Origin of the sequence: Nocardiopsis sp. JB363, assembly GCF_900143625.1 — a bacterium.
Classification (GTDB): domain Bacteria; phylum Actinomycetota; class Actinomycetes; order Streptosporangiales; family Streptosporangiaceae; genus Nocardiopsis.
The window spans coordinates 82,680-96,874 of record NZ_FRFF01000019.1 but is presented as its reverse complement, the minus strand read 5'-3'; the positions used below and the strand labels follow the sequence as shown (position 1 = coordinate 96,874).

Here is a 14,195-nt window from a genome sequence, read left to right as displayed (position 1 = left end):
GTCAGCGCAGCCGCTCGGGTGTGCGGACGGGGCCGCGACGCCGCTTCCAATGGCCGGGGACCAAACCCACGGCCAGCAGCCACAGGGCGACCGTCACCAGGTGGAGCCGCTCGGCCAGTCCCAGCGCGACACCCGGGGAACCGTCCCCGGAGGAGAGGTACAGCCCGGCGGCGAGTACCAGGACGACCACGGCGGCCACCGCCTGCGCACCGGTGATCAGCGCCAACACCGGCCAGGTGCGTTCACCCGCCACGCGACGGTCCCAGGCGAGTGAGGCCGAGGCGACCAGTGCCGCGAGGGTCGCGATCACGGCCAGCGGCGGCTGGACGACGCTCACGCCGCCCACTCCCTCCACCACGGACTCCACCGCGCACGCCGCGTCGGTGGACACCACACACCGCCCGGGCAGCAAGGACGAGACCAGCGACGCGACGCCGAACACCACCATCGACCACCACGACACCGTCAGCAGGCGGCGAGGTCGCTCGGCGCCCAGTGCCAGCCCGAGGCCCGCGGCGAGTACGACCAGGATCGCGGCGGTCCGGTGGGCGCTGTCCAACATGCGACCGAAGGTGGAGTCGGGGTCGGCGAGCGCTCCGGTGTCGGCCCCCAACCCGACGGGGAAGACGACCTCCAGTACCCACATGCTGTAGACGATGGCGGCCACCACCGCGGCGACACGACCGTCGCGGTGGTCCCAGTGCAAGGTTGCGGTGTTCGAGTAGGGCATCGCGTTCCCCATCCGCCGATGACTCGCTTATGTCTCTCGGACGCGCCCTGGCGTCCGCACGTTCCGTTCCTGCAGGGACACTGGTCGTCCTGGGACCTTACGTCACCCAACTCGCGGCGGCACTGTTATCCGCCGGTGCGTGTTCGGGCGGCATGATCGGGAAGAGCACGGGAACATCGGCGGGGCCGAAGCTCCCGCGACCGGTGAGATCTACGGAAAGGGCGCACGCAGATGAACGGCGCTACCACGACACGATGGATCGTCGTGGGGGTGGACGGCAGTGACTCCAGCAGGCACGCGTTGGAGTGGTCGGCGTACCAGGCCATGATCCGGGATCTGGGCGTGTTGATCGTCGCCGCCGCGCGCCCGCTGGCCACGGACGGTTTCGACGTGTGGTCGAGCGTCGAGGAGCAGGCCGGGAAGGCCGAGGGCGTGGGGGCGCGGAGCCTGCTCGACCACGCTCAGGACTGGGTGTCCCGGCTGTTCCCCGAACTGTCCGTCCGCACCCGGATGTCGTTCGACCGACCCGCCCAGGCCCTGGTCACGGAGTCCCACGGGCCCGGGGTGGCCGCGGTCGTCGTGGGGTCGCGCGGTCTGAGCGGGATCGCCGCGGCGTTCGTGGGGTCGGTGGGTATCGAACTGGCCGCTCGCTCACCGGTGCCGGTGATAGTGCTGCCCCGGGACCACGCCGCCGCGCACGGGGTGCGCAGCAGGGTGATCGTGGGGGTGGACGGTTCCGAGCCCAGCCGGCGGGCGTTGGCGTTCGCCTTCGACCAGGCGAGGTTCGCCGACACCGACCTGGTGGCGGTCAGCGCCTGGCAGCCGCTGGTGGCGTTCGCCGCGGCGACCGGGCCGATCCCGCCGGAACTGTTCGACGACGCCACGGCGGCGGAGGCCGCCCGGCAGGCCCTGGACGACGAACTGATGGATCTGCGGTTGGTGCGGCCCGACGTCCGGGTGCACACGCGGGTGGTGCGAGCGCACCCGGTGGTCGCCCTGTTGGAGGAGGCCACCCCGGCCGACCTGATCGTGGTGGGGTCGCGCGGGCGCGGAGGGTTCCGCGGCCTGCTGCTGGGATCGGTGAGCCACTCTGTCCTGCACGGTGCCCGAGGCCCGGTGGCCATCCTGCGCTGAGGCGAAGCCGCAGGGTGTCGGCGGATCGGCCCGCACAGGTCTAATGGGTCTTCTCCGGTGGCCCCCGGCCATGGTGTGACGAACAGCACCACGTGTCGTTTTCGGTGCGGAACTCGCCCGCAGCGCAGGGAAAAGCGGCCCGAACAGTGCCGGAGTGGGTGCGCCGAGCACGGGTGCGCGCACCGTGGTCGACCACCCGAACCCCTTGCTGTGCAGCGGAATCGGGTGCGCTGTGTCCACAGTTTTAGACCACTGGCCTAGACCAATTGGTCAGTTCTGCTCCTCGTCGTTCATCATTCGAGAGATCTCGTCATTCGAAGAGGAGCCGTTGTGACTGCTGACGTGGGTATTGACGTGGGCGCCGCCCCGACCGACAACGAAGAACTCATCTCCTGGGTTCGCGACGTCGCGGAGCTGACCCGGCCCGACGAGGTCGTGTGGTGTGACGGATCCGAGGAAGAGTGGACCCGCCTGACCGACCTGCTGGTCGCGCAGGGCACGTTCACCCGGCTCAACGCGGAGAAACGTCCCAACAGCTTCCACTGCAAGTCCGACCCGAGCGATGTCGCCCGAGTAGAGGACCGCACCTTCATCTGCTCCGAGCGTGAAGAGGACGCGGGCCCCACCAACAACTGGATCGCCCCGGACGAGATGCGCGCGACCTTCGACGAGGTCTTCAAGGGCGCCATGCGCGGGCGCACCATGTACGTGGTGCCCTTCTGCATGGGTCCCCTCGGCGGTGACATCTCCCAACTCGGTGTCGAGATCACCGACTCCCCTTACGTCGTCGTCTCCATGCGGATCATGGCCCGGATGGGCTCCGCCGCCCTGCGCCTCATCGAGGAGCGCGGCGAGTTCGTCAAGGCGATCCACTCCGTCGGCGCTCCGCTGGAGCCCGGACAGCAGGACGTCGCCTGGCCCTGCAACTCCACCAAGTACATCTCGCACTTCCCCGAGGCCCGTGAGATCTGGTCCTACGGCTCCGGCTACGGCGGCAACGCCCTGCTCGGCAAGAAGTGCTACGCGCTGCGCATCGCCTCGGTCATGGCCCGCGACCAGGGCTGGCTCGCCGAGCACATGTTGATCCTCAAGGTCACCTCGCCGCAGGGCGCGTCCCACTACGTCGCCGCCGCCTTCCCGAGCGCCTGCGGCAAGACCAACCTCGCCATGCTCCAGCCGACCATCCCCGGCTGGAAGGTCGAGACCGTCGGCGACGACATCGCCTGGATGCGCTTCGGCGCCGACGGACGACTGCGCGCCATCAACCCCGAAGCCGGCTTCTTCGGTGTCGCGCCCGGCACCGGTGCCAAGACCAACGCCAACGCGGTCGAGACGCTGTGGGGCAACAGCATCTTCACCAACGTCGCTCTCACCGAGGACGGCGACGTGTGGTGGGAGGGCCTCACCGAGGAGCCCCCGGCCCACCTGACCGACTGGAAGGGCCGTCCCTGGACCCCCGAGTCCGGTGAGCCCGCCGCCCACCCGAACTCCCGCTTCACCACCCCGGCCGGGCAGGCCCCGACGATCGCCGACGAGTGGGAGGACCCCGCGGGCGTGCCGATCTCGGCCATCCTGTTCGGTGGCCGCCGCGCCACCGCAGTGCCGCTGGTGAGCGAGTCCCTCAGCTGGCAGCACGGCGTCTACCTCGGCGCCAACGTCTCCTCCGAGAAGACCGCCGCCCAGGAGGGCTCCGTCGGTGAACTGCGCCGCGACCCGTTCGCGATGCTGCCGTTCTGCGGTTACAACATGGGCGACTACTTCGCCCACTGGCTGAAGATCGGCGCCGGCGCCGACCAGACCAAGCTGCCGAAGATCTTCTACGTCAACTGGTTCAAGAAGAACGCCGACGGCAAGATCGTCTGGCCGGGCTTCGGTGAGAACGGCCGCGTCATCAAGTGGATCGTCGAGCGCCTGGAGGGGGAGGCCGACGCGGTGGAGACCCCGATCGGCCACGTGCCGACCGCCGACGGCATCGACACCGAGGGGCTGGACCTGTCCGACGAGGACATGAGGTTCGTCCTCGACGTCGACACCGACGTCTGGAAGCAGGAGGCCGCGCTGGTCCCCGAGTTCTTCAAGACCTTCGGCGACAACCTCCCGAGCGAGCTCTGGGACGAGTACCACGCGCTGCTGAACCGCCTGGACCAGTAGCCATCCAGGTCGCCCCCTCCCTTTCCGCGTATCGGGAGTCGACCGACGGTGAGGGGCGCGGGCACGACGGTGCCCGCGCCCCTTCGTCGTGGGTCAGCTACAGGAGACGTAGTCGGTGCGGAACGTCGTGCTCTGCTCCGAGACGTGCATGCGCCCCTGGACGTTGCCGATCGAGGCGATACCGGTGCTGAAGGACGCGGACTGACCCGTGGAGATCACCCGGGGGCCGCCCTTGCGTTCCAGGCGACCGATCTGGCCGACGCGCAGCTCCACGGTGATCCGGCTGCCCGAGACCTTCGAGTAGCTCACCCTCGCGGTGGTGCAGTCGGTGGTCCGGACACGGAGGGTCCCGTGGGTGAGGGCGGCCGAGCCGGCGGCCAAGGCGCCGACCTCGTCGGGATTCTCCACGGCGTCGGTGTACTCGGGGTTCTCGTCCAGGAAGGCCTCCAGGCTCTCCACGTCCTCACCGACCTCGTAGAAACCCTCATCGGTGATGATGACCTCCACGGAGGAACCCTGCGCGCGGTCGTCCTCGGCGACCGCGGCGGAGGGGACGAGGAGGATCGAAACGGTGGTCGCGGCGGCGAGCGCGGTCAACCGCGACAAGGCTCCGCCGGGGGAGAGATGGGTGGGCACGGCTGGTCCTTCCGAGGGTGCTGGGGAGAGGCGGAGAGTGGTGCTGAGAACGTACCAACCGGTAGGTCGGGGGGCCAAGGGCCGAGGCCTCGGCGGCCGGGGCGGGGACAAATGCGGGCGTTCATCCGTTCCGGCGGTGGAGCCGATCGGGGCGTGTTAACGATGATCCGTTGACACCCCTTTCTCCTGTTGGGAGCCCCGATTGTCCACCCTGCTGCTGCTCGCCGCCCTCCTGATCGTCATGGTCGCCGGCGCCGTACTGATCTCCCGACGCCTCCAGGTCGACGATGAGTTCTCCGGTGGCGCCCTGGGCGCCACCATCGCTCCCTGCGTGCTGGCTCTCTACCTCGTGGCCGCCGCCATGGGCGCGGTGATCGCCTGGGAGAACTTCACCACCGCGGAGGACGGGATCGTCGCCGAGGCCGGCGCGGCGCAATCCCTGTACTGGAGCACCACCGCCCTGCCCGAGGGCGAGGCCGCCATGGTGCGCGAGAACCTTCGCGCCTACTTGACGACCGTGGTGGAGGACGATTGGCCGCGCATGGTGGCCGAGGGGGAACTCAGCGCCGAGGGGGACGAGGCGATGGCCGAACTGACCACGTCGGTGCGCACGCTCTCGGCGTCCGACTCCGGCGACGGGCTCGACCGGTTGACCGCGCGTCAGGAACTCGGCAATCTCAGCGACGCGCGTGTGGCCAGGTCCGACGCCGCCGGGGACGGCATTCCGACACTGCTGCTGGTACTGACCGCCGCGTCCGGTGCGGTGGTCGCGGTGATGCCGTTCGCGATGATCAAGCGCGGCGCCAGGGTGGCCTACCTGTGGGCCGCCGTCAACCTGCTGTTCGTGTTCGCCACCATCGCGCTGCTCTTCTACATCGGTGATCCGTACGCGTCGGCGTTGAAGGCCGACGCCGAGGGGTTGTCGGCGGCGCTGGTCACGTTCGAACGCGTCGACTCGATGACCGTCACGCCCTGACTCCTACCCCCGCCGGGTGGCACCGGCGCGGCCGGCACCGGAGGCGGCGACGGCGCCCACCACGGCGATGATGACCATGGTGCGCATCGGGGTGAAGACCCCGGACGCGGTGTCGTCGGCCGTGGGTCGGTCGGCGGCGAGGAGGGGTTCGGAGTGGACGGTCTCGACCGCCAGGGCCGCCTCCACCGTCGTGAAGGGATCGGTGGGTTCGGCGGGTTCCGGCGCCGATGGTGTCTCGGGCCCGGGGCCCTCGGGACCGGGTGATTCCGGTGCGGACGGTGGCGCGGCCACGGCTCCTGCCGGTGCCGGCGCGGTCGCGGCTTCGGGAACGGGAGAGGGAGCGAGTACCTCGGGGAAGACGCGACCCGGTTCGGGCACGGGTTCGGGGAGGAAAGCGGGCGGTGGCACCGGGCAGCCGCCCGGACCGATCACGACCCTCACCTCACCCACGCACACGACCACCCGCTCCGGAGCGGACTCCACATAGGTGTCGGGAGCGTCCACACGGACGTCCCGGGGCCCGGCCGTGACACTCACGTCGGGGGGCCGGACGTCCCCCGACTCGTCGGCCTGGGCGGCCGCGCAGGAGCACAGCACGACTCCGGCGGCGAACAGGAAGGGAAGCGCACGCGGCAGGCGGAACACACTACTCCTCGTGACTGGACTTGGGCACGGGGTGATCATATTCCGCCGGGTCCCGCCCCGTCCCGCGAACGGGGTGGTCAGGGGGAGTGCAGGCGCAGGACCGCGTGTTCGGCCCACTCCGGTGGTCGGGTGAAACGTGAGACGACCACCATCGTCAAGAAGGCCAGCGGGATCGTCCAGGCCGCCGGTTGGGCCAACAGCACGGTCCCCCAACCCGGGATCGTGGGCAGCAGGATCGACCAGCCCACCGCGCCGGTGGCGGTCGACCCGCCCACGATCAGTCCGGCGGCGGCGCCCGGCAGGGTCAGCCGGCGCCACCAGATCCCCAACACCAGCAAGGGGCAGAAGGTGGAGGCGGCGACGGTGAACGCCCACACCACCAGTGCGTTGATGTCGATCATCTGCGCGGGCAGTGCCAACAGGACGGACACGCAGGCGCCGATCACCACGGCCAGCCGCAGGCGGGGCACGCTGCCCTGGAAGAGGTCGTGCGAGAGCCCCCCGGCCAGGGCCAGCAGCAGCCCGGAGGAGGTGGACAGGAACGCGCCGAAGGCACCCGCGGCGACCATCGCCGTCAGGATGGTCCCCACCGAACCCGGGACCGCCTGGGCCGGCAGCACCACCGTCACGGTGTCGGTGCCCTGCAACATCACCAGCTGTGGGGTGAGCACACGACCCAACAGCCCGTACACGGTGGGGAACAGGTAGAACAACCCCAACAACGCGATCACGCCCACGGCCACCCTGCGGGCGATCCGCGCGGTCGGGCTGGTGTGGAAGCGCATGATCACGTGCGGCAGGCCCATGCAGCCCAGAGTGATGGCGAGCAGCGTCGACCAGGTCTCGAACAGTGGGTAACCCCCCACGTCCAGCAGGGGTGTGCTCCACCGCTCGCCGCCGAGCTCCGGCAGACCCTCGGGGTGCGGGATGGTGGCGCCCTCCGGGAACACGTATTCCGTGCCCTGAGCCACCGAGTGCTCTCCCGCCGCCAGTTCCAGCTCCTCGCCGTCCGCGGTGACCACGGTGACCGGTTCGTCCAAAGTGAAGTCGGTGCCGACGGTGAACTCCACCGGTGTGGTCTGGGGGAAGTGCGTACCCCATTCGGGATGCAACGCCTCGGCACGGGTATCGGCGCCGGCGTGCACCACCAGGTAAATCGCCGGCACCGCCAGGAACGTCAACTTGACGACGTAGTGGAAGGCCTGCACGTAGGTGGCCGAACGCATGCCGCCCGCCGCGATGGAGCCGCTCACCACCAGCCCGGCCAGCACCACCCCGACCCAGTAAGGGGTCCCGCTGACCAGGCTCAGCACCACCCCGGCCCCCTTGAACTGGGGGACCAGGTACAGCAGCATGATCACCAGCACCACGCAGCCGCAGAGTTTGCGCAGGCGAGGCGCGCCCAGTCGGTACTCGGCGAAGTCCGGCACCGTGAAGGCGCCCGAACGCCTCATCGGTCCGGCCACCAGCGCGACCACGGCCACGTACCCGGCGGTGAAACCCGCCGCGTACCACATGGTGCCCAGCCCGTTCTTGAGCACCAGTCCGGCCAATCCGAGCACGGAGGCGGCGGACAGGTACTCACCGGCGATCGCCAGGGCGTTCCAGTTGGGCGAGACCCGTCGCGAGGCCACCAGGAAGTCGGAGGTGGACCGCGCGGCCCGCACCCCGTAGATCCCGATGATCAGGCTCATGACGAGCACCAGGCCGATGGCCAGGACCGCGAGGGTCATGAGGTCCCGTCAACGCGATGGGCCGGCCGGTCTCCGGGTTCGTCCCGCACCGCGGCCTCGGCCCGGTCCTCCAGGCGTTCGGCCGACCGCACGTGCCACAGCGCCAGTCCGAACAACAACGGGTAGATCGCCACGGTGAGCAACAGCCAGGAGACCGGGACTTCCATCACCTGAAGGTCCCCGAGCGTCGGGAACAGGGCGAAGGAGCCGCTCAGGCCGAAAAGCAGTACGCCCAGCACCGTCACGGTGCGCACGGCGTTGCGTCGCTGTGCTCGGAACAGGGCGCGGGCCGCCTCGGTGTCCACGGGTTCGGGCACCGGCTGCAGGTGCTGTACCGGCCGGTTGCCCCGGGCCAGCGCGATCCTGGTCTGTGGGCTGGTGAGCTTCTCACGACGTGGACTCAACTACTGCTCCTTGGCCGTGCCCGGGCGCCCGGCCGCCGAACGGCCGAGCTGGTCGTGCTTGGCGGCTTCCAGAAGCTGCGCCCGCAGGTGGCGACCGTGGCGGCGGCTCACCGGCACGTCGCCGGCGGGGGTCCCGGCCACCAGACCGGAGGAGGAGGTCACCCGCAGGTCCCGGACCCACGGGATGGCGATGAGGAAGCCGCGGTGCACCCGGAGGAACCCGGCCGAGGACCACACCTCCTCCAGATACGACAGCGACAGCCGGATCAGGTGGGTGCCGTCGGAGGTGTGCAACCGCACGTAGTCCCCCTGGGCTTCCACGAACTGCACGTCGTCGCGCTTGACGAACACGGTGCGCCGGCCGGTGTCGATCTGGACCACGTGCAGGTCCTCGGCGGGGGAGGAAACGCCGTTGGAGTCGCGCAACTGCGCGATCCGGCCCACGGCCTCGGCCAGCCGCTCGGGACGGATCGGTTTGAGCAGGTAGTCCACCGCACCGATCCCGAACGCCTCCACGGCGTGCGCCTCGGACGCGGTCACGAACACGATCGACGGCGGCTCCGACATGACGCTCAGCACCCGGGCCACGTCCATGCCGTCCAGCCCGGGCATGAGGATGTCGAGGAAGGCGGCGTCGATGCTGGTCGTACCCAACAGTCGTACCGCCGAGGCCCCGTTCGATGCCACCAGGACCTCCGACACCTCGGACATGTCACCGAGGAGGGAGGCCATCTCCTGACGGGTGGAGGCCTCGTCCTCCACCACCAGGACACGGAGCTCGGGCTTCATCACACCACCACCCCGGGTGCGAACCTCGGTACGCGCACGGTCACCTTCGTCCCCTCCCCCAGTGCGGTCTCGATCACCAGACCGTACTCCGGACCGTAGACCGCTCGCAGCCGCTGGTCGACGTTGGCCAGGCCGACGCTGCGGGCCTCGGGTCCGGTACCCGCCAGGAGAGCGCGTGCCAGTTCGGGGTGCATGCCCACACCGTCGTCCTCGATCTCGATGACGCAGAGCGGACCTTCGCCGAAACCGGACACGCTGATGTGACCACGTCCCTCCTTACGCTCCAACCCGTGCCGGATCGCGTTCTCCACGATCGGCTGCACTACCAGGAACGGGAGGGCCACCGGCAGCACCTCGGGTGCCATGCGCACGGTGATGTCCAACCGGTCGTGGAAACGGGCGCGCTGTAGTTCGAGGTAGGTCTGTGTGGCCTCCAACTCGTCGGAGACCGTCGCGTAGTCGCCCTTGTCGGAGAATCCGTACCGCAGGTAGTCGGCGAAGTCCGACAGCAACTCCCGGGCCCGGTCTGGGTCGGTACGGACCAGGGCCGCGATCACTGCGAGGGAGTTGTGCATGAAGTGCGGGGAGATCTGGGCGCGCAGGGTCCGCAGGTCGGCGGCGGCGATCCGTGACCGTGCCCGGCGCAGCGCCGCGTGGTCCAGACTGTCCGAGACCAGCGCCGCGGCCGCCTCGACGTCGGATTCCACCGGTTCACCGATGGCCACCAACGCGCCGGCGAGTTCGTCGGCCACGTGCAACGGGACCGCGCAGATCGAGGTCCCGTCCGCCAGACGGGTGCGAGCGCCTCCGCCGTACTCGAAGACCTGGGACAGGACACCGTCGATCTCCTCGGGGCTCGGCCGGGTCCCGTTCGCGGTGACCGGCCCGTCCAGGTCGGCCAGCAGGACACCCTCCACGGAGAGGATTCGACGCAGCCGTCTGGCGGCCGCGCCCACGTTGCGGCCGTGCAACCCATCCTGAAGATCGACCCCCAGGGCGTGGACTTGGCGCATCAATTCGATGCTCGCCCGGCGATCCGAAGACGGGGGGCGCCGGGAAGGGGGAAGCCACGACAGCCACCGATACGACACGCACTGATCTTATCCCCGCAAAGTGTGTCAACGGTCACGTCGACCCGTTCACCTCTCCGAATCCATGTGGAAGGGCCCGCCACCCCCGGGAGGAGGGGTGACGGGCCGGGACGCACGGTGCGGGGACGGGAGATGTCCACGTTCCGTGCGCGGCCCCCGTAAGCGGCTGGGGGCCAGGGGAGAGGCCTACTAGTGGCTGCCGGCCTTCTCGGCGCCCGCACCGGTGAGGGCGCGGACCTGGAGCATCGCGAACTTGTCGAAGTCCTGCTCCTTGGACATGTACGTGCCGACGACGGCGCACAGGAGGCTGATCGGCACCGACACCAGGGCCGGGTTGGGCAGCGGGAACCAGGCGAAGTCCACGTTCGGCATGAGCGCGGTCTCCGAACCGGACACCACCGGGGAGAAGAACACCAGACCAACGGCGCTGATCAGACCACCGTAGATACCGGCGAGGGCCCCGGAGGTGTTGAAGCGCTTCCAGAACAGGCTCAGCAGCAGGGTCGGCAGGTTGGCGGAGGCCGCCATCGCGAACGCCAGCGAGACCAGGAAGGCCACGTTGAGGTTCTGCGCGAAGATCGCCAGGACGATCGCCACCACACCGACGCCGATGGCCGCGAACCGGGCGACCCTGACCTCTTCGGTGCCGCTCGCCTTGCCCTTGCGGATGACCGAGTTGTAGAAGTCGTGCGCCAGTGAGGACGACGAGGCGATGACCAGGCCGGCGACGGTCGACAGGATCGCCGCGAACGCGGCCGACGCGATGAGCGCCAGCAGGATCGCACCGGCCATCTCACCGCCGATGCGCTCACCCACCACCGAGGCCAGCTGCGGTGCGGCCGTGTTGCCGGCCGGGTCCTGGGCGGTGATGGCCTCGTGTCCGACCAGGGCGGCGGCGCCGAAGCCCAACACCAGGGTCATCACGTAGAAGCTGCCGATGAGGCCGATGCCCCAGTTGACGGACTTGCGTGCGCTCTGCGAGTCGGGAACGGTGTAGAAGCGGATGAGGATGTGCGGCAGACCCGCGGTGCCCAGGACCAGCGCCAGACCGAGGCTGATCAGGTCCAGCTTGTTCCACATGGTCTGGACCGAGTCGCCCGCGACCTCGACGCCGTAGCGCAGACCGGGCTCCAGGAAGCCGGCCGCGTTACCGTCCGCCGCCGCCTGGCTGGCGTTGGCGGCGTCGGTCATCAGCGCGCCGAGGTTGAAGCCGTACAGCGACAGGGTCAGGATCGTGAGCAGCGCGGCGCCGGCCATCAGGATGACGGCCTTGACGATCTGCACCCAGGTGGTGCCCTTCATGCCACCGAAGGCCACGTAGATGGTCATCAGCAGGCCGATGACGACGATGCCGACGATCTTCGCGGTCGGCGCGTCCATGCCCAGGAAGGTCTGACCCTCCTGGATGCCCAGGAGCAGGGCGATCAGGGCGCCCGCGCCGACCATCTGCGCCAGCAGGTAGAAGATCGACACGACGACGGTCGAGACCGCCGCGGCCGTCCGTACCGGGCGCTGCTGCATGCGGTAGGAGAGGACGTCGCCCATCGTGTAGCGGCCGGAGTTGCGCAGCAACTCGGCGACCAGCAGCAGGGCCACCAACCACGCGACCAGGAAGCCGATGGAGTAGAGGAAGCCGTCGTAGCCGAACAGGGCGATCATGCCGGCGATGCCCAGGAACGACGCGGCGGACATGTAGTCACTGCCGATCGCGAGGCCGTTCTGCAACGGCGAGAAACCGCGACCGCCGGAGTGGAAGTCGGTGGCCGAACGGGTGTTGCGGCTGGCCCAGATCGTGATGCCGATCGTGGCCGCGACCATCAGGCCGAAGAGGACCAGGGTGACGAGACGGCTGCTGTCACTCATGGCCGCTTCCTGTGCGAGGATCATCGGCCCGCCTCCTGGTCATTGTCGGCGTTGGCGCCGTTCTGGAGCTCGGCGCGCAGCTCCGCGGCGCGCGAGTCGAAGTTCCGGTTCGCGTACATCGTGTAGAGGATCGCGATGCCGAAGGTCGAGACGAACTGGAGGATCCCGAAGATCAGCGCGACGTTGACGCCGCCGAACAGGTCGATGCCCATCACATCGCGGCCGAAGGCCGTCATCAGCACGTAGAGCAGGTACCACGCCATGAAGGCGATGCTCATCGGGAAGATGAAGCGGTACAGCCGGTGCTTCAGGTCGATGAAACGGGGATCCGCGTGCATGGTCACGTAGGCGGAATCCTTGATGGGCTCGTCCGCGCCCCCGTGCTCCGGTGGGGGCGTTGGATCCTGGGTGGGCCTGTCGGTTGCCATGGTGCGGTACCTCCGGGGGATGGGTGGGACGGTGGCGCTGGTCAGGACACATCTTCATTGGTGTGACCTGTATTACTCGGAACTGTAAGGAGCGACACCCCGAATTGAGCAGAGGGCGCGCCCTGGCGCGCGCCGAACGCGGGGGTGAAGCGTCGAGCGGTCGCCCACCGTGCGATGAACGGTCTCCATTCACGACGAACGGTCGCCGGATGGTCGTGTCCAGAGTCGATGGGATGCGCTTTCCGGTGGTGAGCGACCCCTCCGCGCACCCCCGGAAGACCCTCCCGCGCCCGGTCGTTGTACCGTTCGAGAACCTGTGGACTCCGGACGAGGTGCGCCGTACCCGGTCATGACAAGACGGCGCCTATGTGTTCCCTACGTTCGTGGAGGTAACAGGTCATGGCCTGGTTCGTTCTGGTGATCTCCGGTCTGCTGGAGACCGCGTGGGCGGCGGCGCTCAACGCCTCGCAGGGTTTCTCCCGCTTGTGGCCGTCGGTGACCTTCGTGGTCACGCTGGTGTTGAGCATGGCCGGTCTGGCCTACGCGCTGCGCACCATCCCGTTGGGCACCGGGTACGCGGTGTGGGTGTCCGTCGGCGTGGTCGGCACCGCACTCATCGGTGCCTTCTTCCTCGGGGAGGGCTTCAACGTGCCCAAGGCGCTGTGCCTCATCGCCATCGTCGGCGGCGTCGTCGGCCTCAAGGTGCTGAGCTGACCCACCGCGGCCCCGGCGGAGAGGGCGAATTTCAAGCTCTCCGCCGGGGGTTCCTCAACCCTGCAGCAGTCGCTCCACCACGCGCCCCACGCCGTCCTCGTGGCTGGGCGGGGCCACCAACAGCCCCAGCTCCGGGTCGAGCAATTCCTGGTGGCCGCTCTCCATCGCGTACCCGGAACCCGCCCAGGTGAGCGAGGACCGGTCGTTGGGCATGTCGCCGAAGGCCACGACCTCGTCGCGGGACACCCCCCACTCCTCGCACAGCAGCGCCAGCGTGCTCCCCTTGTTCACGCCGGGCGCGCTCACCTCCACCAACCCGGCCGAACCGGAGTAGGTCACCTCCGCCAGGGGGCCGACGGAATCGCGCGCCGCGTCGTGCATCAGGTGCACGGGCATAGCGGTGGACCGGGCGAGGAGTTTGGTGACGGGGTTCGCCGCGGCCAACAAGGAGTCGGTGTCGTCCAGAACCCCGCTCACCCACTCGGGGAGCATCCAGGATTCCAGCCGGTAGTCGGCGTCGTGGTAGAAGCCGACGCCGGTCTCCACCGCGAACCCGACCCCGGGCAGAGCGCCTCGAAGCTTGTCCACGAGGGTTCCGGAGGTGTCGCGGTCGATCGCCCTGACGAGCGGATCGCGGTCGGGTCTCTGGGTGTGGGCGCCGTTTCCGCAGACCACGGCGGCGCAGTCGAACAGGTCGGCGATGGCCGCGGTGGTACGGGGTGGTCGGGCGGTCACGATGACCACCCGTACCCCGGCGTCGACGGCGTCGTTCAGTGCCCTGCGGTTGCGTTCGGAGACCTCACCCGATCGGCCCAGGAGGGTGCCGTCGAGGTCGGTGGCGATGACACGGGGAAGGACCATGGGGCGAATTATGGCCGTCCCCGGTGACGGTTTCGAAGGG

Annotated in this window: 14 protein-coding genes and 1 riboswitch; of the genes, 4 read left to right on the top strand and 10 right to left on the bottom strand. The window is 69.3% G+C overall.

All coding sequences use genetic code 11. The features are described 5' to 3' along the window. Nucleotide 1: 1 nt before the first annotated feature. Nucleotides 2–730: a DUF998 domain-containing protein gene (locus BQ8420_RS04035; protein ID WP_087096479.1), complete on the bottom strand. Its 729-nt coding sequence runs from the start codon at nucleotides 728–730 to the stop codon at nucleotides 2–4. A gap of 231 nt (nucleotides 731–961) precedes the next feature. Here BQ8420_RS04035 and BQ8420_RS04030 point away from each other — a divergent pair, with 231 nt between their 5' ends. After that, entirely contained in the window at nucleotides 962–1,864 is a 903-nt protein-coding gene (locus BQ8420_RS04030; RefSeq protein WP_087096439.1) for a universal stress protein, read from the top strand. 354 nt (nucleotides 1,865–2,218) lie between these two features. Then, the gene (locus BQ8420_RS04025; RefSeq protein ID WP_200815785.1) at nucleotides 2,219–4,015 is read left to right on the top strand and encodes a phosphoenolpyruvate carboxykinase (GTP); all 1,797 of its coding nucleotides are present in this window, start codon (nucleotides 2,219–2,221) and stop codon (nucleotides 4,013–4,015) included. 93 nt (nucleotides 4,016–4,108) lie between these two features. Here BQ8420_RS04025 and BQ8420_RS04020 read toward each other — a convergent pair whose 3' ends face one another. After that, nucleotides 4,109–4,651, bottom strand: coding sequence for a hypothetical protein (locus BQ8420_RS04020; protein WP_235005907.1), 543 nt, complete (start codon nucleotides 4,649–4,651; stop codon nucleotides 4,109–4,111). Nucleotides 4,652–4,853: 202 nt separating this feature from the next. Here BQ8420_RS04020 and BQ8420_RS04015 point away from each other — a divergent pair, with 202 nt between their 5' ends. Beyond that, nucleotides 4,854–5,627, top strand: coding sequence for a DUF4239 domain-containing protein (locus BQ8420_RS04015; RefSeq protein WP_087096437.1), 774 nt, complete (start codon nucleotides 4,854–4,856; stop codon nucleotides 5,625–5,627). A 3-nt stretch (nucleotides 5,628–5,630) separates the two neighbouring features. On the opposite strand, the gene BQ8420_RS04010 is transcribed toward BQ8420_RS04015, so the two are convergent. From BQ8420_RS04010 to BQ8420_RS03980, 7 genes are all read right to left on the bottom strand, one after another. Continuing rightward, nucleotides 5,631–6,272, bottom strand: a complete 642-nt coding sequence (locus BQ8420_RS04010; protein WP_087096436.1) for a hypothetical protein — start codon at nucleotides 6,270–6,272, stop codon at nucleotides 5,631–5,633. Nucleotides 6,273–6,349: 77 nt separating this feature from the next. After that, a complete protein-coding gene (locus BQ8420_RS04005) occupies nucleotides 6,350–8,005 on the bottom strand; it encodes a cation acetate symporter (RefSeq protein ID WP_087096435.1) in 1,656 nt (551 codons plus the stop codon). Then, nucleotides 8,002–8,409, bottom strand: coding sequence for a hypothetical protein (locus BQ8420_RS04000; protein WP_087096434.1), 408 nt, complete (start codon nucleotides 8,407–8,409; stop codon nucleotides 8,002–8,004). Before BQ8420_RS04000 ends, BQ8420_RS04005 begins: the two co-directional genes overlap by 4 nt. Further along, the gene (locus BQ8420_RS03995) at nucleotides 8,410–9,198 is read right to left on the bottom strand and encodes a LytTR family DNA-binding domain-containing protein (protein ID WP_087096433.1); all 789 of its coding nucleotides are present in this window, start codon (nucleotides 9,196–9,198) and stop codon (nucleotides 8,410–8,412) included. Further along, nucleotides 9,198–10,211: a sensor histidine kinase gene (locus BQ8420_RS03990; protein ID WP_087096432.1), complete on the bottom strand. Its 1,014-nt coding sequence runs from the start codon at nucleotides 10,209–10,211 to the stop codon at nucleotides 9,198–9,200. The genes BQ8420_RS03995 and BQ8420_RS03990 overlap by 1 nt, the downstream gene beginning before the upstream one ends. Nucleotides 10,212–10,478: 267 nt before the next feature. Further along, nucleotides 10,479–12,176, bottom strand: coding sequence for a cation acetate symporter (locus BQ8420_RS03985; RefSeq protein WP_087096431.1), 1,698 nt, complete (start codon nucleotides 12,174–12,176; stop codon nucleotides 10,479–10,481). After that, complete coding sequence (locus BQ8420_RS03980; protein ID WP_087096430.1) at nucleotides 12,173–12,580, bottom strand: DUF485 domain-containing protein; 408 nt, start codon at nucleotides 12,578–12,580, stop codon at nucleotides 12,173–12,175. Before BQ8420_RS03980 ends, BQ8420_RS03985 begins: the two co-directional genes overlap by 4 nt. A gap of 299 nt (nucleotides 12,581–12,879) precedes the next feature. Continuing rightward, a riboswitch (guanidine-III (ykkC-III) riboswitch) is annotated at nucleotides 12,880–12,947 on the top strand. 32 nt (nucleotides 12,948–12,979) lie between these two features. Here BQ8420_RS03980 and BQ8420_RS03975 point away from each other — a divergent pair. After that, nucleotides 12,980–13,294: a multidrug efflux SMR transporter gene (locus BQ8420_RS03975; protein WP_087096429.1), complete on the top strand. Its 315-nt coding sequence runs from the start codon at nucleotides 12,980–12,982 to the stop codon at nucleotides 13,292–13,294. Between the two features lie 54 nt (nucleotides 13,295–13,348). On the opposite strand, the gene BQ8420_RS03970 is transcribed toward BQ8420_RS03975, so the two are convergent. Beyond that, nucleotides 13,349–14,155, bottom strand: coding sequence for an HAD family hydrolase (locus BQ8420_RS03970; protein WP_200815779.1), 807 nt, complete (start codon nucleotides 14,153–14,155; stop codon nucleotides 13,349–13,351). Nucleotides 14,156–14,195 lie beyond the last annotated feature (40 nt).

Bases quoted from the DNA above. Each gene is read 5' to 3' on its own strand.
- BQ8420_RS04035 (WP_087096479.1), bottom strand. From the start codon at position 730: ATGCCCTACTCGAACACCGCAACCTTGCACTGGGACCACCGCGACGGT.
- BQ8420_RS04030 (WP_087096439.1), top strand. From the start codon at position 962: ATGAACGGCGCTACCACGACACGATGGATCGTCGTGGGGGTGGACGGC.
- BQ8420_RS04005 (WP_087096435.1), bottom strand. From the start codon at position 8,005: ATGACCCTCGCGGTCCTGGCCATCGGCCTGGTGCTCGTCATGAGCCTG.
- BQ8420_RS03995 (WP_087096433.1), bottom strand. From the start codon at position 9,198: ATGAAGCCCGAGCTCCGTGTCCTGGTGGTGGAGGACGAGGCCTCCACC.
- BQ8420_RS03990 (WP_087096432.1), bottom strand. From the start codon at position 10,211: ATGCGCCAAGTCCACGCCCTGGGGGTCGATCTTCAGGATGGGTTGCAC.
- BQ8420_RS03985 (WP_087096431.1), bottom strand. From the start codon at position 12,176: ATGATCCTCGCACAGGAAGCGGCCATGAGTGACAGCAGCCGTCTCGTC.
- BQ8420_RS03980 (WP_087096430.1), bottom strand. From the start codon at position 12,580: ATGGCAACCGACAGGCCCACCCAGGATCCAACGCCCCCACCGGAGCAC.
- BQ8420_RS03975 (WP_087096429.1), top strand. From the start codon at position 12,980: ATGGCCTGGTTCGTTCTGGTGATCTCCGGTCTGCTGGAGACCGCGTGG.
- BQ8420_RS03970 (WP_200815779.1), bottom strand. From the start codon at position 14,155: ATGGTCCTTCCCCGTGTCATCGCCACCGACCTCGACGGCACCCTCCTG.